General features: G+C 70.2%; 18 protein-coding genes, 2 tRNA genes and 1 pseudogene. 7 read left to right on the forward strand and 14 right to left on the reverse strand.

Going from position 1 to position 21,527, the window contains the following annotated elements; all coding sequences use genetic code 11:
- The first annotated feature begins 506 nt into the window (after nt 1–506).
- Together ACZ434_RS28940 and ACZ434_RS28945 are read left to right on the forward strand one after the other, a co-directional pair.
- On the forward strand, nt 507–1,223 hold the full coding sequence (locus ACZ434_RS28940; protein ID WP_468460959.1) for an XRE family transcriptional regulator: 717 nt from the start codon (nt 507–509) through the stop codon (nt 1,221–1,223).
- A 2-nt stretch (nt 1,224–1,225) separates the two neighbouring features.
- Complete coding sequence (locus tag ACZ434_RS28945) at nt 1,226–1,699, forward strand: NUDIX domain-containing protein (protein ID WP_468460961.1); 474 nt, start codon at nt 1,226–1,228, stop codon at nt 1,697–1,699.
- Here ACZ434_RS28945 and ACZ434_RS28950 read toward each other — a convergent pair.
- The 10 genes from ACZ434_RS28950 to ACZ434_RS28995 form a co-directional block, all read right to left on the reverse strand.
- Nucleotides 1,687–2,259 carry an HD domain-containing protein gene (locus ACZ434_RS28950; protein WP_468460963.1) on the reverse strand — a complete coding sequence of 191 codons (573 nt, stop codon included), beginning with the start codon at nt 2,257–2,259 and terminating at the stop codon, nt 1,687–1,689. The genes ACZ434_RS28945 and ACZ434_RS28950 overlap by 13 nt on opposite strands.
- A complete protein-coding gene (locus ACZ434_RS28955; protein ID WP_468460965.1) occupies nt 2,256–2,723 on the reverse strand; it encodes a GntR family transcriptional regulator in 468 nt (155 codons plus the stop codon). The genes ACZ434_RS28950 and ACZ434_RS28955 overlap by 4 nt, the downstream gene beginning before the upstream one ends.
- 1,122 nt (nt 2,724–3,845) lie before the next feature.
- The gene (locus tag ACZ434_RS28960) at nt 3,846–6,002 is read right to left on the reverse strand and encodes a permease (RefSeq protein ID WP_468460967.1); all 2,157 of its coding nucleotides are present in this window, start codon (nt 6,000–6,002) and stop codon (nt 3,846–3,848) included.
- Nucleotides 6,002–6,685: an ABC transporter ATP-binding protein gene (locus ACZ434_RS28965; protein WP_468460969.1), complete on the reverse strand. Its 684-nt coding sequence runs from the start codon at nt 6,683–6,685 to the stop codon at nt 6,002–6,004. The genes ACZ434_RS28960 and ACZ434_RS28965 overlap by 1 nt, the downstream gene beginning before the upstream one ends.
- 86 nt (nt 6,686–6,771) lie before the next feature.
- Complete coding sequence (locus tag ACZ434_RS28970; RefSeq protein WP_269956800.1) at nt 6,772–7,116, reverse strand: hypothetical protein; 345 nt, start codon at nt 7,114–7,116, stop codon at nt 6,772–6,774.
- A 419-nt stretch (nt 7,117–7,535) separates the two neighbouring features.
- Nucleotides 7,536–7,823 carry a hypothetical protein gene (locus tag ACZ434_RS28975; protein WP_468460971.1) on the reverse strand — a complete coding sequence of 96 codons (288 nt, stop codon included), beginning with the start codon at nt 7,821–7,823 and terminating at the stop codon, nt 7,536–7,538.
- Between the two features lie 86 nt (nt 7,824–7,909).
- A complete protein-coding gene (locus ACZ434_RS28980; RefSeq protein WP_468460973.1) occupies nt 7,910–8,389 on the reverse strand; it encodes a hypothetical protein in 480 nt (159 codons plus the stop codon).
- A 143-nt stretch (nt 8,390–8,532) separates the two neighbouring features.
- A complete protein-coding gene (locus ACZ434_RS28985) occupies nt 8,533–9,072 on the reverse strand; it encodes a DinB family protein (protein ID WP_468460975.1) in 540 nt (179 codons plus the stop codon).
- On the reverse strand, nt 9,069–9,500 hold the full coding sequence (locus tag ACZ434_RS28990; RefSeq protein ID WP_468460977.1) for a hypothetical protein: 432 nt from the start codon (nt 9,498–9,500) through the stop codon (nt 9,069–9,071). Before ACZ434_RS28990 ends, ACZ434_RS28985 begins: the two co-directional genes overlap by 4 nt.
- 73 nt (nt 9,501–9,573) lie before the next feature.
- Nucleotides 9,574–10,437 (reverse strand): bifunctional DNA primase/polymerase, encoded by an 864-nt coding sequence (locus tag ACZ434_RS28995; RefSeq protein ID WP_468460979.1) that lies wholly within the window; start codon nt 10,435–10,437, stop codon nt 9,574–9,576.
- Between the two features lie 370 nt (nt 10,438–10,807).
- Here ACZ434_RS28995 and ACZ434_RS29000 point away from each other — a divergent pair, with 370 nt between their 5' ends.
- The 3 genes from ACZ434_RS29000 (at nt 10,808) to ACZ434_RS29010 (ending at nt 13,771) form a co-directional block, all read left to right on the forward strand.
- Nucleotides 10,808–11,134, forward strand: a complete 327-nt coding sequence (locus tag ACZ434_RS29000) for a hypothetical protein (protein ID WP_468460981.1) — start codon at nt 10,808–10,810, stop codon at nt 11,132–11,134.
- Between the two features lie 273 nt (nt 11,135–11,407).
- Entirely contained in the window at nt 11,408–11,980 is a 573-nt protein-coding gene (locus ACZ434_RS29005; protein WP_468460983.1) for a SigE family RNA polymerase sigma factor, read from the forward strand.
- Nucleotides 11,981–12,115: 135 nt separating this feature from the next.
- Nucleotides 12,116–13,771, forward strand: coding sequence for a long-chain fatty acid--CoA ligase (locus ACZ434_RS29010; RefSeq protein WP_468460985.1), 1,656 nt, complete (start codon nt 12,116–12,118; stop codon nt 13,769–13,771).
- 84 nt (nt 13,772–13,855) lie between these two features.
- On the opposite strand, the gene ACZ434_RS29015 is transcribed toward ACZ434_RS29010, so the two are convergent.
- Nucleotides 13,856–18,055 carry a hybrid sensor histidine kinase/response regulator gene (locus ACZ434_RS29015; RefSeq protein WP_468460987.1) on the reverse strand — a complete coding sequence of 1,400 codons (4,200 nt, stop codon included), beginning with the start codon at nt 18,053–18,055 and terminating at the stop codon, nt 13,856–13,858.
- Between the two features lie 425 nt (nt 18,056–18,480).
- On the opposite strand from ACZ434_RS29015, the gene ACZ434_RS29020 reads away from it, so the two are divergent.
- Together ACZ434_RS29020 and ACZ434_RS29025 are read left to right on the forward strand one after the other, a co-directional pair.
- Nucleotides 18,481–18,571: transfer RNA gene (locus ACZ434_RS29020), tRNA-Ser, on the forward strand.
- 188 nt (nt 18,572–18,759) lie between these two features.
- Nucleotides 18,760–18,832 (forward strand) — tRNA-Arg (locus ACZ434_RS29025).
- 68 nt (nt 18,833–18,900) lie between these two features.
- On the opposite strand, the pseudogene ACZ434_RS29030 reads toward ACZ434_RS29025, so the two are convergent.
- The 3 genes and pseudogenes from ACZ434_RS29030 to ACZ434_RS29040 form a co-directional block, all read right to left on the reverse strand.
- A pseudogene (locus tag ACZ434_RS29030) lies at nt 18,901–20,302 on the reverse strand (FAD-binding oxidoreductase).
- A 159-nt stretch (nt 20,303–20,461) separates the two neighbouring features.
- Nucleotides 20,462–20,923 carry a potassium channel family protein gene (locus ACZ434_RS29035; RefSeq protein WP_468461048.1) on the reverse strand — a complete coding sequence of 154 codons (462 nt, stop codon included), beginning with the start codon at nt 20,921–20,923 and terminating at the stop codon, nt 20,462–20,464.
- A gap of 65 nt (nt 20,924–20,988) precedes the next feature.
- Nucleotides 20,989–21,420 (reverse strand): DUF7144 family membrane protein, encoded by a 432-nt coding sequence (locus ACZ434_RS29040; protein ID WP_468460989.1) that lies wholly within the window; start codon nt 21,418–21,420, stop codon nt 20,989–20,991.
- Between the last annotated feature and the right edge of the window lie 107 nt (nt 21,421–21,527).

Below are 21,527 nucleotides of genomic sequence, written 5' to 3' on the forward strand. Positions count from 1 at the left end.
TGTCGGTCGCTCACGGCAGCGCCTATCGCTTTCGTCGACTCATTGCCGTTCCTTTGGTCGTCTGATCAGGGGGTACGCACTGCAAGGGGGACCGTTGTCCCCACTCTCCGGCCGTTGCTCGCGGTCACCGGGCGACCTCGCCAGTACGGGCCGAAGCCCTGTTCCACCTGGCCTTTAGCGGGATTGCAGCGTCCCCGCCCTCTGCTGATGAGCAGCCCAAAGAAGGCCCCTCAGGTGTTGCTGAGAACCGCTATCGAGCCGAAGCTCGATGCGATACCTCTATTACAGGTACTGCATCGAGTTCCGTCAAGCTTGCCGACGGGTTCTCCGTGTCTCGCGCCGGGACTTCTTGGCGCACCATCAGGATCGGTGCAGGTGAGGGGCGTTGTTTACCCCGCGCATGGACACCTTGGGCCGATCTCGTTACCGTCAGGAAGTCCCTAGACGTCCCACCGGGGGTAGCGATGTCCAACGAGCGCTTAAGGTCTGCTCTCTTGGCTCAGGGCATGACCGTGCAGGACCTGGCAGCCGCGATCGAGGTCAATCCGAAGACCGTGGAACGCTGGATCACTCAGGGAAAAGTCCCGTATCGGCGGCATCAGTACGCGACGGCGTCGCTGCTCAAGGTCGATGTGACGACGCTGTGGGAGGACTCCCGCACGGTCGAAAGCTCCTCCGACCTGAGCAAGGCTGAGATCGTCACCATCTACCCGCACCGGCACATGGTGCCCGCCGGCCTGTGGCGCGAGATTTACGGGCGGGCCCAGTCGCACATAGACGTTCTCGTCTACTCCGGGCTGTGGCTGTCGGAAGACCCGCTGTTCCATGACCTGCTCAAAACCAAGGCGCAGGCGAACGCCCAGGTGCGCATCCTGCTCGGGGATCCGACCTGCGCGGCGGTCAAGCAGCGCGGCATAGACGAGGGTCACCAGATCATGGACGGCAAGATCCGGAACGCACTGATGAACTACCGTCCACTGTTCGCCAGTCATCCCGACATCGGGTTCCGGCTGCATGACGCGACGCTCTACAACTCGCTGTTCCGAGCCGATGACGAGATGCTGGTGAACACCCACGTCTACGGCATCGGCGCGTACCTCGCGCCAGTCCTTCACCTCCGGCGACTGCCGGGCGGGGGACTCTTCGACACCTACGCGAACAGCATCGAACAGACCTGGGGAGGCGCGCGCCAGGTGACGGAACACGACCTCACGGGAGCCTGACCATGGGACGCATCGACTATCTGCACGACCCTGACGCCCCGCCGGCCAACTCCGTCGTGCCGTCCGTCGTCGCGTTCGTCCAGAACGACGCGGGCGAAGTACTGGTGATCCAGCGGTCCGACAACGGCCGGTGGGCACTCCCCGGTGGCGGGCACGACGTGGGCGAGTCCATCAGCGACACGGTCGTGCGTGAAGTGTGGGAAGAGACCGGAATTAAGGCCGAAGTCGTCGACGTGTCCGGGATCTACACCGACCCCGGACACGTGATGCTCTACGACGACGGCGAGGCGCGGCAGCAGTTCAGCATCTGCTTCCGCGCGCGGCCGGTCGGCGGTGACCTGCGCACGAGCAGCGAGACGACACAGGTCCGCTGGGTTGCCCCAGCGGACCTGGCGGACCTCGATATCCACCCGACGATGCGCCTGCGCATCGAGCACGCCATGGACGGGACGCGCGTCGCTCCCTACATCGGCTGACGCTTCGCGGCGGCGACCCGCTCCAGCACACGGGCGGTGCTGGCCAGGATCTCCGGTTCGGCGCGACGGATGAACGTGCCGATCAGGCTGTCCGACCCGTACCGCCCGGCGATCTCGTTCACGCGGTCCACCGGGTTGGTGGGGGTGCCGTCCGGCGTGGTGTTCATGTCGCAGTAGCAGAGAGCATCCGCGAGGTGCGGGCGCTCGCGGGGAAACTCGCTCTCCAGCTCATCGCGCAGTCCCCGTGCCTCGGCTTCCATCCATGCACAGGAGTGGTGGGCCACCAGCCGGGTCACCCGCACGTCGGCTTCGGTGTTGTCCCTCAGGTACCGGGCACCGTCCAGCGGATGGAAACCGGTCTTCGCAAGGTCCGGCGAGTACCCGATGTCATGGAGTACCGCCGCGGCCTCCAGCAGCTCGGCATCCTCCCCGAGGATATGAGCGATCGTCCGCGCTCGCTCGGCCACTCCGAGCGAGTGCTGCCACCGGCGCGGCAGCGGTTCGGCCAGTAGCGACTCTGCAAGGGGGTAAGCCCACTCCGTCAGTCCCGATGCGCTCACAGCTTGGGCCCCTCCTCTTTGCTCGGCACTGTCAGCACAGTGCGCTGCTTTCCTTGCCGCGTCGCTGACAGCAGTCCCGCGGCTTCGAGCTTGTCCAGCGCCTTCGCCACGGTCGGCCGGGAGACTCCGAATCGAGTGGCGAGTGTCGAGGCGCTGGGGAACGACTCCCCTACGGCGATCCCGTCCGTCGTGATCACCTCGGCAAGCCGCTCAGCCAGTGGCCGGCGGTCGACGCTCTCCCCCTCTTTGATCACGCGCCACCGGCCGCCAGGAACGGGCTCAGCCACCCCTTCTTCCCTGAGCACGTTGAAGGCCCGGAGCACCACGCCACGGGAAACCCCGTGCCGCTCCATGAGCATCGCCAGGGTCGGCAGCTCCGTCATCTCAGGCTCTGCCACGATCTCAGCCTTCACGGCGTCCGCGATCTTCACAAAGGTCCCCCGAGGGCTGATCTGCTGCGACACTCCCTCTCCCTCTCCGTCTGCCGTCGTCGTCTGTCGTCAAGACTCCCACGACCGTTCGCCCAGCGGCCTTCAGCATCCGCCTGCACTGTGTGCGGATCCCAGAATGTCAGTGGCAGCCGATAAAATTCGCCCCGCATTTTTCGGTGTGTCTACGCGGATAGAAATAAAACTGGAGTAAAGGCATCCGGTTCACGCGCTGTGACGCCCGGTTGAGTTGCGATGTTTTTCTTCTCCACAGTGTGTACATCGAAAAACGCCAGCTCAGGACCCCTTCTGTGGATCCATCTGTGGGTTATCCACCAGCCTGTCCACCGGGTCATGCACAGATAATGGGGGTTTACGCACAGTAATGGGAGAGTTCTCCACAGCCCCTGTGGATAACCAGATTGGCGGTTGTCTCACTCGCTGTCACTATGGCCGCTGACGGGTGGCGTGGTCGCAGAAAAGGCGGCCCCCGCTGCAACGGGAGCCGCCCCGACCTTCCCTAGCTTTGAGAAAGGTCTAGTCATGACGGTACCCACGGATCCTGAGGAACTGCACTCCGAGGTGGGCACGAAGGACATGTCCAAGCCTCCTGCTGCGCGCACTGGATGGCTGCGCAGGCGTCCATGGCTTGTGGTTGGTGTTCCAGTGCTGGGGCTCGCAGCAGGTGGCTTGGTGTTTGCCTTTCCCGGGCTCGCTGCCCCGATCGGCACTTCTGTCGGCGTCATCACTGTTGCGGTGTCGCTGGTGCGCCGCGATGGGCCGTCGGATGGAGGACCGGTTGGGTGAGCGGGAACGGCTTCCGCGGATCTGACTGGTTGGCTTGTGGGCCATGTGTGGGCCACAAGCCGGATGTGGAAGAGGTGCGAAGGCATCTCCACTGGTCAGGTACTGCTCCGAGGTCGACTGCCGACCGGTCTTGAAAACCGTCGTGGCAGCGATGTCACCGTGGGTTCAAATCCCACCGCCTCCGCAGGTCAGAGACATGCTGGTCAGAAGGGGTGTCCCGCCATGAGGGGCACCCCTTCTACATCGGTCCTGTCTTACGTTGATCCGGTCGTGTCGCGTTGTGGATCAGTGTGTGTGGACCAGGCGTGGACCAGGAACCGGCGGACGCGAGCCACTGGTACACCCCCTTCCTCAGTCGGCTGCGGGCCTCCACTGGTCGGCCTCTCGCGCCGCCGCGCGGGCGCCGAGGAACCCGACGGCGAGAGAAACCAGAGCGCAGGTTGTGATGCCGGCGGCCAGGACGGTCCAGGACACGGAGCCCTCCTGAACCAGGGCGATGAAGAACACTGAGTGCCATGCTGTTACTGCGCCGGTCACGACCGTGGCAATCAAGAGCGGGACGGTCAGGTGCCAGGAGCTCACGGAACGGAACACGTGGCGGCGGCCGGTCAGGACGGACAGCGGGGCGAGTGCGTGGCGGATACGGACGAATTCCGCCGCAGCGCTCACGGCGCCGGCGACCAGGAGGAAGAGAAGACCGGTAACGCCGAACAGCTGGATCCAGTTCGGAAGACGGGTCCCTGAGGAGCCCAGCCATGTTCCGCCCAGCTCGGTGACTTGCACCGACGGGTTCGGGAGCGTGTACGCGGCTTTCTTCACCGCAGCGAGGTGTCCTGGTGCAGGAGTCACGACAAGGAGAGACTGCGTGCCGTCCGGCCTCACCGTGATCTGGGAGGCTTGCGTGAACTTGATGTCGCCGTACCAGCGGCGCAGCTCTTCCACCTGAGCGCTCGTTCCCGCTGGGCTGGTGTCTCCGGAGCAGCTCACGCGCAGGGAGCGAAGGTCATGGCAGGAGCCCTCGATCGACACCCATGGATCTCTGGGCGGGCCAGGATCGTGCATGGTGCGGGTCAGCAGAAGCGATCCGGACGGCAGTGAGGAGCGGAATCGTTCGGTCTGCGCCGAGGTCATGCCACTGGTGGTCAGTTCGATCACCGTGTCTTTGATGCGCTGATGTGTAGCGTGAGCCGCCTTGGAGTGCTCGCCGAGTCGGCTGGTCCATACCTGCATTTGGGCGACGATCCCGATGCCGATCACCATGGCCAGTGCGAGGCGCACGATGACTCCGGGATGAGCGTGTGTCCACCGGCCGCCGATCAGGCGTCCCGCGTGGCCCCGGCGTCTGCCGCCTTCGGCGAGCCAGGCCCCCAGATGGCGGGTGGCGAGCGCCACGACGGAGGACAGGAATGCCCACATCACGACAGTTCCGCTGGTGAACACGATGAGCTGCGCTTTGCGGGGCACGTACTGGCTGGACAGGATCAGTGCGACGCCGATTCCACACGCAAGCAGGCGCCACGCCGGAACGCGTGATGTGAACGAGGTCGGGCGGGTGGACCTGCCGTCTCGGCGGACGCGGTGGGTGGCCACGACGATAGTCACCACGGCCAGCAGAGAGACGACTCCCGCCCCTGCCGCCGTGGGCCAGGCGCCCCATACATCGCGGTGATCGAGGATGTATCCGGTGGGGCCAAGGCGGATGTCGCGTAGAGAGGCGACGACGTAGGGGACGAACGCGGCGAGGGTTCCCCATGCCACGGGGAACGCAGCTTCGCCGATGTTGACCATCATTCGGTGCCGCGACGTCCCGCCGAGTGCTTGCAGCAGGCTGCTGCGTCGGTCCCGGGAGCGAGAGCCGACCCGCGCGCTGATCACAGCCAGGGCGAGAGCGGGCACGCCCGCCAGTGCCCACATCGCCGTGAGCGGAGATGTCACTGGAGCTTGATCGACCATTTCTCCAGTCGCTCCCCCGCTGCCTCCGAACGCAGCCACGGGCAGCCACCGATGGTCGCTCGTCGGTGGTGCATCGGTCACCCGGACGTAGGCGATTCGCTCGGAAGGAGTGACCAGGCCGTCGCCGGAGATGGTGCCGGCGAACGAACCGTAGCGAGTGCGGATCCCCTCCGAGTTTCCGGTGCGCAGGAGTTCGGGAGACAGCAGTACCTCGCCGGGCTCGGGCCAGCGGGTGACGCCGGCCGGGACCGGGGCCTTGGAGGTGAGGGGGTGGACGAACACGACGGATACGGGCCGCGCGCCGATGGAGTCGGCACCCTCCCGGTACAGCAGAGCGGCGTGCTTGTTGTCGGTAATCACCGGCCCTCTGGCGTCCGCTCGGGTTTCTCGGCCGTCATAAGTGGCGAACGTGGCCACGGTCGCCAGGACGACGAAGGCGACGGCGAACGAGGCGCCGAACAGACCCCACCGGCGCAGCCGGTCGCCAGGGCTGGACCGGCTGGCGGCGAGGCCGATTCTGATCAGTGTGCCCGCAGTGCGCATGCGCGTACGCATCAGAGCGCTCCTACTTCGGCCAGGATCCCGCCGTGGAGCTCGTGCCGTCGGTCGGCTCGGTCGGCGACCGAGGGATCGTGCGTGACCAGGAGCAGCGCACAGTTCCGGTCGCGGGCGGTGGTGAAGAGGAGGTGGGCGACCCCTTCCTTGGCCTCAGGATCGAGGGCACCGGTGGGTTCGTCAGCCAGGAGGACGGCAGGCTCAGTGATCAAAGCGCGGGCGACGGCGGTGCGCTGGCGCTCGCCCCCGGAGAGCATTCCTGTGGGGGTCGAACCGACGGGGACGCCGAGTTCGCCGAGGAGTTCTTCTGCGCGCCGGTAGGCGTCCTGGTGTCTGCCCCCGTCGAGCAGTACTGGCAAGGCGACGTTCTCCACCGGGCTGAGTTCGGGGAGGAGTTCGCCGAACTGGAACACCATGCCGAGAGTGTCGCGCCGCGCTTGCGCGAGCCGAGCGGACCCGAGCCCGGTGATCTCCCGTCCTCCGGCGGTGATGGTGCCTGCTTGCGGCTTGATCAGGCCCAGGATGCACATGAGCAGTGTCGACTTGCCGGACCCACTGGGGCCGGTTACCGCGACCGACTCGCCGGGCGCGACAGATAGTTCCACACCGTCGAGGAGGGTACGGTCGTCGACCTGATAGCGCAGGCCACTCACCTGGAGCCCGGACGAATCGGTTGGTTTCACAGAATCTGGCCTCTTGTTTCAGAAACAGGGGAACGCCGCACCAGCCGGGATGGGCTGGTGCGGCGGGGTGTCGGTGGGCGTCCGCGTTACGGGATGACCCACCCGGAGCAGTCGTCCGGGTTGCCGTAGTTCTCGTCGCATGCCTTGAACTTGTAGATCCTGGACCCGTCGCCAGAGGTGGCGGTCGTTCCCGGGCCGCTGTGGTTCCACAGGGTCCGCTTCGTGTCCGGGCTGGCCGTCCGGTAGTACTCGGCCTTGACCGGGTCGCCGTCCTTGCTGTTGTCCTTGACGGATATCTTCCCGTTGTCGCCGCCGGCGGGCGACCAGGCGTGGGCGCCACCACCGTAGGCGTCAGCGGCGACAGCCGTGGCCGTGGGCACCGCGAGCGCGGCGGTGAGCAACGTTGCGGCGACGATCTTGGCTCTCTTCATTTCTTTCCCCTCCTTGGTCATGTTCCTGGTGACAGGCGGACTTGCCGTGACACGGCGCCATGCCACGGCCCCGCCGTCGTCCCAGCAGCCGCGACGATCACACAGGTGACGCTCAGGAAGCCGTGAGTTTGCGAGGGGATGACTGGAAGTCGACCCGAGCTCCTGGCCGGACTGGCTCGGATACTTCGGTGAGACTCTGAAGGGAACGGAATAACTTGTGAAGGGTGCTCCCGCTTTGTGGAGTTGACGTGCCACACCGAAACGGATCTTGGGAGGGGTGCTGAGGTGCGACAGTTCGCTGACAGGTAGCCCGCCGGCAGATGCAGCCCGCCGGTTGGCGAGAATCGAACGGGTGTGCCGGGTTCACGGCCCTTCCGATAGGGGTGAGGGTGGCGCCTGTGGTCGGAGTGTCACTCGACCTATGCGCTGTCGGCAGCCTCCAAGGCCCGCTCGATCTGTTCGTTCGAGCGCTGCTGGTTCCGGTGAATCGCCTTGGCATAGAAGCGGAAGAGGACAGCGATGCTGTGACCAGCCCGCCGACCGACCTCAGCCGGGGAGACTCCGGACTCCAGCCAGAGCGAGACACCCGCGTGACGCAGGGAGTACGGTACGTCCGCCAGAGGGGAAGCCGCTTCAGCTTCGGTCAGCACCGCGAGCCGGGCCGCCTTCCAAAGCTCCCCGTACTCCTTAGCCTCGATCTTTCCCACCGCCTCCGCCCGACGAGCAGTGAGAACGGCCCCTGACTTGGTAATTCGGTCGGGGGTCGCTGCGTTTCGTGGTGCTCGTGCACGTTTTAGCGGGTGGGGGTTTTGCTGGATATCGTCAGGTCCGATCTCGCTGCTTCGTGAAGAACGTTCAGGGCCTCCACCAGGGGGATCGGGTGGAGTTCGGCTGTCCCGCTCGAGGAGAGCCGCGCCGTCCTGAGGAGTTCCCAGGTTCGCTGGTTGACAGCGTGAGCGGCGGTGGCGGCCTTGTCGTTGCTCAGGAGGACGAACGACTCGAAGAGGACCGACCTCCTGTTCTCGTTCTCCTCCATCTCGGTCAGCGCGTCGGATGCGTCCTTTCCCTGGTCACGGGCGCGCCCGGCGTCCATGGCGGCCCTCTGGATCTTCTTGATGCACGACACGTACTCGATGTAGGTGTCGAGTTTCCGTTCGTCCCAGCGGGTGGCCATCAGGTGCCGCAGCTTCGTCCGCTCGGCCATGGCCGTTGCGAAGTAGGACGTCAGGGCGCCGATGAGGACGCCGACCAAGGTAATGATCTGGGTGGCCATGCCGGACAACGTACCCGTGCGGGAAACCGCCGACCGGGTGGAGGAAGCGGCGGGCTCGGGGGCCGGGTGCGTTCGGGGGCGGAGGACGTCGTGCTGTTCGCGGATGTGTCCGGCCGCGCGTGTACGACGTCGGGTGAGGTGGCTCAGGAGGCGGCGGCGCGCAGCAGGCGGAGCTGGCCGATCTCGGCCGCGTTCTTCATCAGTTCGGCGTTCACCCACGCGAGCATGTGGGCCCGGGTGTGCGCGGGGTCGTCCGGCCAGGGGAACGGGGCCGTGGTGTCCAGGTCGGCGTCGGTGAGGTCGTCCAGCAGCGCGAGCCATTCCGTGCGCAGGGCGCGGAGCCGGTCGACGGCGGGTGCGCCCTCGCCGGGCCAGATGACGTCGGTCCGCTCCCGCGGGCGGTGTCCCCGCGCGTGGTCCAGCGTCACGCTCCACCACCAGTCGATGTGCCAGCTCAGCCAGGCGATCGTCGGGACGGGTACGGGGTCCGGTTCGGTGTCGGCCCAGTCGGGGGTCCAGGTGCCCCCGGGGGAGCGGCGTACCGTCCAGCAGTGGGGGGCCGGTTCCCAGAGGAAGTCCTCCGGTTCCAGTCGTTCCAGGTGGTACTCGAAGAGCGACCAGGTCAGTTCGAACTGCATGCGGAGGAGTTCGGTCCGGGGCGTGGCCGGGGCAGGGAGGGTCATAGTTCCTCGTCGGTGGCGAGCAGTTCCCAGGACACGTCGCGCAGGGCTGGTTCCGCGTCGCAGCCGGAGGGGACGTGCGGGGCGGGCTGGAACCAGACCACGGTGAGCCGGGAGCGGTACAGGACGCGGTCGTGGGCCGGGTCGACGGCCTCCGAGCGGAAGCTGCCGACGCAGGTCACGGCGGGCAGCACCTCCACCGGTCCGAAGGCCCCCGCGTACTGGTCGGGATACTCGCGCGGGGGCGGGACCAGGTGGACCGGTGCGCGGGGGAAGGTCCGTTCGGCGGAGCGGAGCAGGGCGGCGATCTTGAGGTCGTTCAGACGCTTGCAGGGATAGCCCTCGAGCAGTCCGTCGTACGTCGACGACATGCGCAGCTCGGTGAGGTCGACCGAGCGGCCGGAGGCGAGGACGACGCGGGCGAGTGCCATGGTCGGCACTTTAGAGCGGTGGTGCATGCGGGGCTTTCGATTTTCGGGGGGCGGAGAGAGGAGCCGGGCGGCGTCAGTGGCCCGTCATACGGGCGGCCGAGGCGATCGTCGCGCGGGCCTCGTGTTCGGACAGGCCGGTGGTGCGGGCCGCGTCGGCCAGGAGGTCCGCCAGGGCGGGGCCGATGCCGTTCTCGTAGGCGCGGCAGGCCGCCCAGAACAGGCGGGTGTTGCGCTGGCCCTCGTGCGCGGCGAGGACGAACTGGACCAGGCCCCGGCCGTGTCTGCCGGCGGCCGCAGGCGCCGGGTGGTGGGCGCGGGGTGGGGGGAGGAGCAGGCGGAGGAGGGCGGGCGGGCAGGCCGCCGGGGGCAGGTGGGCGGTGCCCGGGGCGGCCGTGTAGGTGCCGTGGGCGGTACGGGAGCCGGGGCCGACCAGGTAGCCGCCGGCGCCCCGGATGTCGATGCCGGGGGCGAGGCGGCCGGCGGAGTTGGGGACGACGGCGTCGGGCGGGCCGCTCAGCCACAGGTGGCGTCCGCCGCTCGGGGTCAGGACGACGACCGTGGGCGGGATCGTGAACAGGTGGCGCAGGGCCAGTTCGCGCAGGGCGGTGGCGGCGTCCGTGCCGGTCTTGGTGTCCAGGTCGACGCCGATGAGGTGGTGCGGGGGGAGGCCGCAGGCGATGCCGTAGCCGGTGGCGCGGGGTGCGGCGGCGAACAGTGCGCGGATGCGGGCGGGGTCGGTGGAGGCGTCGTGGACACCGTGGCCGAAGCGGCCGCAGGTGCCGTGGCATCGGGCGCGGGTGACCGGGTCGTCGCGGTGCGGGGAGCGCAGGGCCGGGAGTTTCGTCCGGGACAGGGGGATTACGGCCAGGCCGCGTTCGGCGGCTGACAGGGCGTGTGCGAGGGCCAGCGTCGTGGCCTGCCGGTCGGTGGTGGCCATGGACTTAGTTTCGTACAAGCGTTCGAAGAAGGGAAGGGGGTGGGGGGTGACGCGCCGGGCCGGGTGGGGGCGGGCGAGAAGGTGCCGTAACGCTTCCTCCCTTGCGGCGCTTGGGGTGCCGAGGTCCCGAGCGGGGGTTCGGGTGAGGGCTGGGCAACTCGGAGGCGGAATGGGGTTTATCGCCGTGTCGTCACGCTTGCGTGGGAAGCGGGGCTTGAGGGGTGGTTCGGCGGGATCCGGTGGGCAATGCTGATCTTGCGACGTCGTGCACAGCACCGGGGCGGGGGGACAACTTCCCCGGTGCCGGCCGTACTTCACGCACCTGCGGTCATGAGCCGGTGCGTCCTGTGGGTTCTGGAGGGAACACAACATGGCAAGCATCCGTACCGCCCGCGTCATCGCCGCGGTCTCCGCTCTTCCGCTCGCGGCCGCCCTGTTCGCCGGCGTGGCGACGGCGGACACCGGCGCCCTCGCGGACGACGGATCGAACGCGACGGCCACGAGCGGCGAGGCCGAGGCCCTCGGCACCGGTGTCGGCGGCGACAACTTCGGCAACTCGGCCACCACGCAGCAGCAGGCCAGCGGTCCCGGTGCTGCGAACCAGAGCAACACCGCCCAGGTCAACGGTTCCGCGTTCACGGCCGTCAACCAGGGCAACGACAACGTGGCCGTCAGCTTCACCCCCCTGTGGTGGTGATGCCGGCCGTCTGACCGTGTGGGTGTGCTTCGTGGGGTGCAGGGTGTCTGTGCGGCGGTGCTCCGGTGCCGCCGCGCAGGCGCGCCGTGGTCCGACCGGGCCGCCGGCGGCCCGGTGCCGCGCGGTCCTCCTCAGGGGCCGACCCGCAGTACCCCTCACTCGCTCGTCCACCTCCAGGAGGTGCGGCAGGCACCACCCCTACAACCTGAGGGGGATCCGGCTTCGGGACCTGCGGGCGATCCGCCGGGCGGGCCCCGCTCATAGCGTTGAGCCATGACCACACTCGTCTGCACCAGCGCTTCGAACGCCGCTGCTCCACCGCCACCGACGCCGACGCAGACCCTCCGGTACCCGTCGTTCTCGTCGTACATGAGGGCCCGCCAGCCGGTGCTCCTGCGTACCGCCCGGTCGCTGACCGGGAACCCGAGCGACGCGGAGGACCTGCTGCAGACCGCGCTCACCAAGACGTACGTCGCCTGGGAGCGCATAGAGGACCACCGCGCGCTCGACGGCTATGTGCGCCGGGCGCTGCTCAACACGCGCACGTCCCAGTGGCGCAAGCGCAAGGTCGACGAGTTCGCCTGCGACGAGCTGCCCGAGCCCGACCCGGTGCCCGGCGGGGACGACCCGGCCGAGCAGCAGGCGCTGCGCGACGCGATGTGGCGGGCGATCATGCGGCTGCCCGCGCGGCAGCGGGCGATGGTCGTGCTGCGGTACTACGAGGATCTCAGCGAGGTCCAGACGGCCGAGGTGCTCGGCGTCTCGGTCGGCACGGTGAAGTCGGCCGTGTCGAGGGCGCTCGGCAAGCTCCGCGACGACGCTGAGCTGGGGCTTGTTCGAAAATGAGCTGACTCTGTGGGAAAAAGTCCTCCGGCGGAGCGTGATCGATCATCCGCACCCCTAGTGACATACCGCGCGGTATGTGCGCAGAATCAGCGCAACCCGTACCGACGCGTAGGCGATGTCGCCCAGGAGGACGCCGTGCTGAGCACCATGCAGGACGTACCGCTGCTGATCTCGAGGATCCTGGCCCACGGGTCGACGATCCACGGCACATCGCAGGTCGTCACCTGGACCGGCGAGGGCGAGCCGCAGCGCCGTTCCTACGCGGAGATCGGCGCCCGCGCGGCCCAGCTGGCCCACGCCCTGCGCGAGGACCTCGGTGTCACCGGCGACGAACGGGTCGCCACCCTCATGTGGAACAACGCCGAGCACGTCGAGGCGTACTTCGCGATCCCCTCCATGGGCGCCGTCCTCCACACCCTGAACCTCCGCCTGCCGCCCGAGCAGCTCGCGTGGATCGTCAACCACGCCGCCGACCGGGTGGTCCTCGTCAACGGTTCGCTGATCCCCCTGCTCGCCCCGCTGCTGCCGCACCTGAAGACCGTCGAGCACGTGGTCGTCTCCGGCCCCGGCGACCGTTCCGCGCTGGCGGACGCCGCCGTCCGGGTGCACGAGTACGAGGACCTGCTCGCCGGACAGCCCGCCGCCTACGACTGGCCGGAGCTGGACGAGCGGACCGCCGCCGCCATGTGCTACACCTCCGGCACCACCGGCGACCCCAAGGGCGTCGTCTACAGCCACCGCTCCATCTACCTGCACTCGATGCAGGTCAACATGGCCCAGTCGATGGGCCTGACCGACGAGGACACCTCCCTGGTCGTCGTCCCGCAGTTCCACGTCAACGCCTGGGGCCTGCCGCACGCCACGTTCATGACCGGCGTCAACATGCTGATGCCGGACCGCTTCCTGCAGCCCGCCCCGCTCGCCGAGATGATCGAGGCCGAGAAGCCGACCCACGCCGCCGCCGTCCCCACCATCTGGCAGGGTCTGCTCGCCGAGCTGACCGCCCGGCCCCGGGACGTCTCCGCCCTCACCCAGGTCACCATCGGCGGCTCCGCCTGCCCGCCCTCCCTGATGGAGGCGTTCGACCAGCTCGGCATGCGGGTCTGCCACGCCTGGGGCATGACGGAGACCTCCCCGCTCGGCACCATCGCCCGCCCGCCGGCGAGCGCGGTCGGCACCGAGTCCGAGTTCGCCTACCGGCTGACCCAGGGCCGCTTCCCGGCCGGCGTCGAGGCCCGTCTCACCGGCCCCGGCGGCGAACGCCTCCCCTGGGACGGCGAGTCGGCCGGTGAGCTGGAGGTCCGCGGCGCGTGGATCGCGGGCGCCTACTACAACGGCCCCGACGCCGAACCGCTGCGCCCCGCCGACAAGTTCAGCGAGGACGGCTGGCTGAAGACCGGCGACGTCGGCACCATCAGCCCCGACGGCTTCCTCACCCTGACCGACCGCGCCAAGGACGTCATCAAGTCCGGCGGCGAGTGGATCTCCTCGGTCGAGCTGGAGAACGCGCTGATGTCCCACCCGGACGTCGCCGAAGCCGCCGTGGTCGCCGTCCCGGACGACAAGTGGGGCGAGCGCCCGCTGGCCACGGTCGTCCTCAAGGAGGGCGCCACCGCCGACTTCAACACCCTGCGCACCTTCCTCCAGGAGGAGGGCGGGATCGCCAAGTGGCAGCTCCCGGAGCGCTGGACGGTGATCGAGTCGGTGCCGAAGACCAGCGTCGGCAAGTTCGACAAGAAGGTCCTGCGCCGGCAGTACGCCGAGGGCTCGCTGGACGTCACGCAGATCTGACGCCGGTACGGCAACGCGCCGGGCGGTGAACGGGAAAGCCCCCGTTCACCGCCCGGCGCGCGTCGTTCGCGAGGCGGACGCCGGTCAGTTGGTCCCGATCCGCGACAGCAGGTCGACGATCCGCTCCTGCACCTCCGTACTGGTGGACCGCTCGGCGAGGAACAGCACCGTCTCGCCGGAGGCCAGCCGCGGCAGGTCCGCCTGGTCGACGGCGGCCGTGTAGACCACCAGCGGGGTGCGGTCGAGCTGCCCGTTCGCCCGCAGCCAGTCGATGATCCCGGCCTGCCGGCGGTGCACCTGCATCAGGTCCATCACCACGAGGTTCGGCCGGAACTGCCCCGCCAGCGCCACCGCGTCGGCGTCGCTCGCGGCCCGCGCGACCTGCATCCCGCGCCGCTCCAGCGTCCCGGTCAGCGCCAGCGCGATCTCCGCGTGCTCCTCGATCAGCAGCACGCGCGGGGGGTGCTGATCGCTGTCGCGCGGCGCGAGCGCCTTCAGCAGTACGGCGGGATCGGCGCCGTACGCGGCATCGCGCGAGGCCTGTCCGAGCCCGGCCGTCACCAGCACCGGCACCTCGGCCGCCACCGCCGCCTGCCGCAGCGACTGCAGCGCCGTACGCGTGATCGGCCCGGTCAGCGGGTCCACGAACAGCGCGGCGGGGAAGGCCGCGATCTGCGCGTCGACCTCCTCGCGCGAGTGCACGATGACCGGCCGGTAGCCGCGGTCGCTCAGCGCCTGCTGCGTCGAGACGTCCGGCGCGGGCCACACCAGCAGCCGGCGCGGGTTGTCCAGCGGCTCCGGGGGCAGTTCGTCGTCCATCGGCCGGGGACGCGGGGTGTCCGCCACCTCGACTGCGCCACCCGGCCCGTCCAGCGGTTCGGGCCCCTCGGCGGCGTCCGCGTCGGGCGCGCCTATGGCGTACGAGCGCCCGGCGGCCTCGGCCGCGGGGGCGAGCCGGGACTGACCGGCGAGCGAGGGCTGCGGCTGCGGTTGAGCGAGGCCCGGCGCCGGGGCCCCGCTCTGCTGCGGGGCCGGTGCCTTCGGCGCCGCGGCCGGCGCGGGTTCGGACGCCGGGTGCGGGCGGCCGTGCTGCTCGGTGCCCGCGGCCGGGTCGGGGCGCGTACCGAGCTTGCGGCGGCGTCCGGAGCCGCCGGGCTGCTGCGGCGGGGGCGTGGCCGAGGGCAGCGGCTGCTGGACCTGGGCGGCCTGCCGGTTGAACGGCACACCCTGCCCCAGCGTCCGCACGCTGATCGCCCGTCCCTGCGTCGAGTCCGGGTCCACCGGCGCCGCGGTCTCCTCGGGCAACGGCTGAGCGGCCCGCTGCACGGGCGCCGGCGCGCCTTCGGGCGGCAGCGGGGTGCCACCGGAAGGCGTCGGCTGCGGCGGGGCCGGGACCTGCGGGTCCGGGGCCTGCGGGTTCGGGGTCTGCGGTACGGGCGTACCGGCGGCGGAGCCGTCACCGGCCGCGGGCCACGGCTGCGGGGCCGGGGTGCCTTCCGCCGGGGTGCCCTGCCCGGGCGCGGCCTCGGCGGGGAGCGGCTGGGCGGCGGGAAGCGGTGCCGGCGCCGGCGCCTCGGGGTGCCCCGGCGCAGGCGCGGGCGCACCCTGCGGAGGCACCGCGCCCCACTGCTCCGGAGCCCCGGGAGCCGGAGCGGCCGGAGCGGCCTCCGCCGGCGGTGCGACGGCACGCCGCCGCCGGCCGGTCGGCGCGCTGGTGGGATGCGGCTGCGGCGGGGTGTGGTCGTCGGCCTGGTCGTGCGGTACGGCGTCATGACGGCCGTGGTCGGCCGGAGCGTCCCCGGACGCGGCAGGCCCGTGCGTGCCCGCCCGATCCGGCCGGTCGAGGGCCTCGGCCTGCGCCGGCCGCTGCTTCGGGCCCTCCGGGTCGCCCTCGTTCACCTGGTCCGCGCCGGCCGGCGGCAGCGCGAACACCGTACGGGGCGCGGCCTCCTGCGCCGCCGCCCGCTCACCGGCGGCGGCCAGCGCCCGTCGGCGCCGCCCCGTCGGCTGCTGGGTCTCCCCCGACGCCTGGGCCGGTACGTGCACGGCCACCTCGGCGGCCCCGCCCCCGCCACCGGACGGTGCGGGCGGCAGCGCGTGCTGCTCGCCCGACCCGTTGCTCCCGGCCCGCAGACCGGAGGGCGCGGGCACGGGCACCCCCTGCGGCGGTACGGTCCCGCCCAGCCCGGTGTTCGACGCGGCGGCCCCCGCCGCGTGCTCGGCGGCGGTGACGACGGCCCCCTCGGACACCCCGGCACCGGCGAGTTCGAGCTCCGCGCCGGCCGGTGTGGCCTCGGCGGGCCGGCCACGCCGCCGCCCGGTACCGCCGGACACCGCCGCGCCCTCGTCGGACGCCTGGGCCGGAAGCTGCGCCCTCGCCGGCTCCTCGGCGGCCGCGCGGCGCCTGCGCCGGCCGGTGGGCGCCGTCCCGGCGGCCGGTGCGTCGTCCGCGCCGGCGACCTCGCTCTCCAGGAACGCGTCCACGGAGGAGCGCCGGGCCCGCCGCCGTCCGCCACCGGTGGCCCCTTCGGCGGGAGCGGTCTCCACGGCCTCCACGGCCTCGGCGTCCGGCACGGCCTCGGCGTCCGGCACCGGAGCCCCGGGGGTCGCGGCCACTGTCCCCGCCCCGCCGCCGATCGGCACCTCGAGGACGAACGCGCTGCCGCTCATCCCCGGCACCTCGTGGGTCTGCAGCACGCCGCCGTGCGCCCGGACGATCCCGCGCACGATCGGCTCGTGCACCGGGTCGCCGCCGCCGTACGGTCCGCGCACCTCGATGCGGACGACCTCGCCGCGCTGCGCCGCCGCGACCACGACCGTGTTGTCCAGGTATCCGCCCGCCGACAGGGGCGTGTTGCCGGTCGCGTCGACGCCGGCGACGTCCGCGACCAGGTGCGCGAGGGCGGTGGCGAGCAGCCGCGGGTCGACCTCGGCCTCGATGGGCGGTGCGTGCACGGCGAACTGCACCCGTCCGGGACCGATCAGCTCCACGGCCCCGTCGACCCCGGCGGCGACGACGGCGTCGAGCATCGCCTTGGTCCGGGCGACCTGCTCGGTACCTGCGTCGAGCCGCTGGTAGCCGAGCACGTTGTCGATGAGGGTGGTGATCCGCGCGTAGCCGGCCGACAGGTGGTGCAGCACCTGGTTGGCCTCCGGCCACAGCTGTCCTGCGTCGTCGGCGGCGAGCGCGGACAGTTCGCGGCGCAGTTCGTCCAGCGGGCCGCGCAGGGACTGTCCGAGCAGGGTGAGCAGCTGCTCCTGCCGGGCGGCGAGGGCCTCGTAGCGGTCCTTCTCCCGCTCGCCGAGGGCGGCGTAGCGCTCCTCGTGCGCGGCGAGTTCCTCCGCGTGCTTCTCGGTGAGCCGCTCCAGCTCGGTGACGTGGCTCTGGCGCAGGGCGGTGAGTTCGGAGCCGTGCTCCTCGGCGAGGCGCTCCAGTTCCTCGGTGTGCTCCCGCTCCGCGTCCTGCTTCTCCTTGGCGAGCGCGTCGTAGGGGCGGCGGTCGAGGAAGGTCATGACGGCGCCGACGAGCTGGTCGCCGTCGCGTACCGGCGCGGTCGTCAGGTCGACCGGCAGCTTGTCGCCGCTCTTGGCGTACAGCACCTGCCCGCGCACGCGGTGCTTGCGTCCGGAGCGCAGGGTGTCGGCGAGCGGGGACTCGTCGTACGGGAACGGGGAGCCGTCGGCGCGCGAGTGCAGGACGAGGGTGTGAAGTTCGCGTCCGCCGAGTTCGCCGGCCCGGTAGCCCAGTATCTGGGCGGCGGCCGGGTTGACGAGGACGATCCGCCCGTCGGTGTCGGTGCCGACGACACCCTCCGAGGCGGCACGCAGGATCATCTCCGTCTGCCGCTGCGACCGCGCGAGCTCGGCCTCGGTGTCGACGGTGCCGGAGAGGTCGCGGACGACGAGCATCAGCAGTTCGTCGCCGGCGTAGCCGTAGTTGTCGTAGGCCTGCTGGCCCGTGTCCAGATTCGCGCTGGTGACCTCGACCGGGAACTCGCTGCCGTCGGTGCGCCGGGCCGTCATCCGCGTCGGCTTCGTGCGCGCGCGGGGGTCGATGTGGTCGGGCCGCCGCATGGAGCCCGGGATGAGCTTGCTGTCGAACTGCGGCAGCAGATCCAGCAGCCCCCGTCCCACCAGGGCCGTGCCCGGGGTCTCGAAGGCCTCCAGGGCGATGGTGTTGGCGTTGACGACGGTCCCGTTGGCGTTGACCAGCACCAGCGCGTCGGGAAGCGCGTCCAGTATGGCTGCGAGGCGAGCAGCGCCTCGGGATGGCCTGCTGCTCACGAGACCGCTTCCTCCCTGTTACCGCGACGTGCCGACCGCTCGGGCCATCTTGCCAACCTGCCCGCAACGTGTCACGCGAGGGAGTCTAAGGGCTGGGGTTGCGCTCGCGACGCCGGATGGGACGGACATCGCATCAGGAAGTGACGACGATGTGACGCCCGGTACGCCCCGAACCCGTGACTGCCTGCACCGACGCGTCCCGGACCTTCGCGGGACCTTTACGCCCCCTGTGCCCCGACTCGCCGCCCCGGCCCGCCGCGCGTGTCCCGTTCGTCGCGGCACGCCGACGTCATCGGCGGAAGTGCTTTGCCCTGCGGGCTCCCCGCCTAGTACCGTGGGCACCGATTGGTGACACCCCACGCGGTTGTGTCATCATCGGCACGCACCGACCCGCTCGCGCTCCTGCGCGGGAGGTCATGTGTGGAGGAGGCGTCGCCTAGTCCGGTCTATGGCGCCGCACTGCTAATGCGGTTTGGGCCTTAAAGCCCATCGAGGGTTCAAATCCCTCCGCCTCCGCCCCATCACGAAGCCCCGCGCCACTACGGCCGGGGCTTCGTCGCGCTCCCCTGCGGATTCGGCATTCGTGCAGGTCACAAGGGGTGCGGCAAACGGATTTCACATGGCGGCGGCAGTCATGTAATGTTCTTCCTGTCGCCGCGAGCGGGCCGGAAGGGCCGGGAGCGGCGAGATAACTGAAGAGACAAGCACTCGTAGCTTAACGGATAGAGCATCTGACTACGGATCAGAAGGTTGCAGGTTCGAATCCTGCCGAGTGCACAGTGAGAAAAAGCCCCGTGGAGTGATCCACGGGGCTTTTCTGCATGCCAGCCGCGGGAGGGCGCCGGTCAGGCCGCCGACGGGGTGATGTTCTGGTTGGCGTGGAAGAAGTTGTGCGGGTCGTAGGCGCGCTTGACGGCGGTCAGGCGGTCGTAGTTGTCGCGGTAGGTGGAGCGGACGCGTTCGGGGCCTTCCGACTCGCCGAGGAAGTTGACGTACGAGCCGCCCATGGAGTGCGGGTGGAGGTCGGTCCAGTAGTCGACGCACCACTGCCGGACCGCGTCCGCGTTGGCCGGGTCGGGGTCGATGCCGGCGACGACACCGGACCACACGGCGTCCCGGTAGGCAGGCCCAGGCCGTCTCGCCGGGGGCGACCCGGTGGGCCGCTCCGTCGACGGGGTACAGGTGCATGGTCGACAGGTCGGTGGGGAGGGCATGGCCGTACCGCTCGTGCACGGCGACGGCTTCGTCCGGGATGGAGTCGAAGAAGTCGCCGCGCCAGTACCACTGCAGGCCCTTGGGGACCAGTTCGTCGAACATGGTCTGCAGGGCGGGGTACGGCATCGGCGTGGCGAAGTGGAAGGCCGGCGGGGCCGGTTCGTTGACCAGGGACAGCGCGTCCTCCAGGCGGTCGTCCCGCAGCTCGCCGGTGTAGCACCAGATCACGGCGCACATCTTCTGGCCGTGGATCGGTTCCGGGAAGGGCGGCCCGGGCGGGACGGTCATCAGCGCGAAGAACCCGTTGAGGTCCTCCGGCGCGGCCGGCAGGAACTCCCGGTACCAGCGCAGCACGTGCGGTGTGCGCTCGACCGGCCACACGGTCACCGCGACGCCGACCGTGTCCACCGGGTGCGGCCGGAAGGTGAACGACGTGACCACCCCGAAGTTCCCTCCACCGCCGCGCAGCGCCCACAGCAGGTCCGGGTGTTCCTTCTCGGAGGCGGCCACGACGCTGCCGTCGGCCAGGACGACGTCCGCGCCGATCAGGCTGTCGACCGTCAGTCCGTACTTGCGGGTGAGGTGGCCGTGTCCGCCGCCCAGGGTGAGACCGCCGACCCCGGTGGTCGAATTGATGCCGCTCGGTATGCCGAGGCCGAAGGCGTGCGTCTCGTGGTCCAGGTCGCCGAGCAGGCTTCCGCCGCCCACCCGCACGGTTCCGCCCTCCGGGTCTACGCGCACCCAGCGCAGGGGGGACAGGTCGAGGGTGATCCCGCCGTCGACCAGGCACAGGCCCGGCCCGCTGTGCCCGCCCCCGCGGACGGCGAGGTCGGCCCCCGTCTCCTGGGCGAAGGCGATGGTGGTCCGTACGTCCGCCGTGCCCGTGCACCGGGCGATGGCGGCCGGGCGCCGGTCGATCATGGCGTTGTAGATGCTGCGGGACTCGTCGTAGTCGGCGTCCCGCGGTGTGACGACCCGTCCTCGCAGGGCCGTGCGGAGGCTGTCGAGAGCAGTTGCGTCCAGGCCGCTCATGAGCGGACACCCCTCGGGAGAATTGCGGTACCGGATGGCCGAGGGCGGACGGGAACGGCGGGGCGGCCGGCGTTCGTCCAGGGGCCCGGGGAACGGATCCCCGCCCTCTCAGTGTGACGCAGGTCACATCGGACCGCGACAGGGGCGGATCACGGCGGATCACTCCGGCCGGTGCGGATTCTCGCGGTGGCGGACCGTGTCACGGAGGTAGCGGGTCAGGCTGGTGGCCGCCGCGGTGAGGAAGACGAAGGTGTAGACGATCTGCAGGACGGCGACCAGACGCGCCGCCTGGCCGCGCGGGGTGATGTCCCCGTAGCCGATGGTGGCGAGGGTGACCAGCGTGAAGTAGAGGGCGTCCAGACGGGTGGCGATGCCGTCGAGTTCGCCGGGCTGCCGGGCCAGCGCCAGGTAGGCGGTCGCGAAGACCAGGATGGACAGGCACATCAGCAGCGGGATGACCAGCCCCGGCCGGACCCCGGGGGCGGACAGCAGTACATGCACGACCTGCCGCAGCAGCAGGAGCGCGATCAGCGCCAGCGCGACGCCGAAGAGGACCCAGCTCAGCACCGGGCGGTGCGGCCCCAGCCCGTCCAGGGGCAGGAGGAAGTAGGCGGCGACCATCACCGTCACTCCTGCCGCCTGGACCAGCCAGGGCCACAGGGCGCTCCAGAGCGTGGAGGCGCGCTTTACGCCGGGCTCTCGCGGCGCGGTGCGCACAGGGCCCAGATGATGAAGCCGTCGATGACGATGAGGACGATCGACCACACCGGGAAGTACGGCAGCCACACGAAGTTGGCGATCATGCTGAGCCCGGCCAGCGTCACGCCCACCACCCTCGCCCACGTGGATCCCTTGAACAGGGCGATACCGGCGAGGGTCACCAGCGCGCCGAGGATCAGATGGACCCAGCCCCAGCCGGTCAGGCTGAATTCGTAAGTGAAGTCGGGGGTGGCGACGAAGACGTCGTCCTGGGCGATGGCGGCGATGCCCTGGAAGATCGCCATGATGCCGCCGAAGGTCATCAGGACGGCCGCGGCGACCGTCCAGCTCGTCGCCCAGGGGCTCTCCGCCTCCCAACCGGTTCCGTGGTGGCGCGTACCGCTGACATTGCTCGCCATGTTCTCGGCCTTTCGGACGTCCCCGAGCGGTGCCATGCCTCAGTACAGGTTGGCACCCCGGGCCGCACCCGGCACTTCGGAGCGGACCGCCGGGCGGAGGCGTTGTC

Source organism: Streptomyces sp. NPDC030893 (genome assembly GCF_055571535.1).

Coding starts and splice junctions, on each gene's coding strand:
- ACZ434_RS29000 (WP_468460981.1), top strand. CDS start 10,808: ATGGCAAGCATCCGTACCGCCCGCGTCATCGCCGCGGTCTCCGCTCTT.
- ACZ434_RS28945 (WP_468460961.1), top strand. CDS start 1,226: ATGGGACGCATCGACTATCTGCACGACCCTGACGCCCCGCCGGCCAAC.
- ACZ434_RS28995 (WP_468460979.1), bottom strand. CDS start 10,437: ATGGCCACCACCGACCGGCAGGCCACGACGCTGGCCCTCGCACACGCC.
- ACZ434_RS29035 (WP_468461048.1), bottom strand. CDS start 20,923: ATGGTCGCCGCCTACTTCCTCCTGCCCCTGGACGGGCTGGGGCCGCAC.
- ACZ434_RS28960 (WP_468460967.1), bottom strand. CDS start 6,002: ATGCGTACGCGCATGCGCACTGCGGGCACACTGATCAGAATCGGCCTC.
- ACZ434_RS29040 (WP_468460989.1), bottom strand. CDS start 21,420: ATGGCGAGCAATGTCAGCGGTACGCGCCACCACGGAACCGGTTGGGAG.
- ACZ434_RS28980 (WP_468460973.1), bottom strand. CDS start 8,389: ATGGCCACCCAGATCATTACCTTGGTCGGCGTCCTCATCGGCGCCCTG.
- ACZ434_RS28970 (WP_269956800.1), bottom strand. CDS start 7,116: ATGAAGAGAGCCAAGATCGTCGCCGCAACGTTGCTCACCGCCGCGCTC.
- ACZ434_RS28940 (WP_468460959.1), top strand. CDS start 507: ATGACCGTGCAGGACCTGGCAGCCGCGATCGAGGTCAATCCGAAGACC.
- ACZ434_RS28990 (WP_468460977.1), bottom strand. CDS start 9,500: ATGGCACTCGCCCGCGTCGTCCTCGCCTCCGGCCGCTCGGTCGACCTC.
- ACZ434_RS29005 (WP_468460983.1), top strand. CDS start 11,408: ATGACCACACTCGTCTGCACCAGCGCTTCGAACGCCGCTGCTCCACCG.
- ACZ434_RS28985 (WP_468460975.1), bottom strand. CDS start 9,072: ATGACCCTCCCTGCCCCGGCCACGCCCCGGACCGAACTCCTCCGCATG.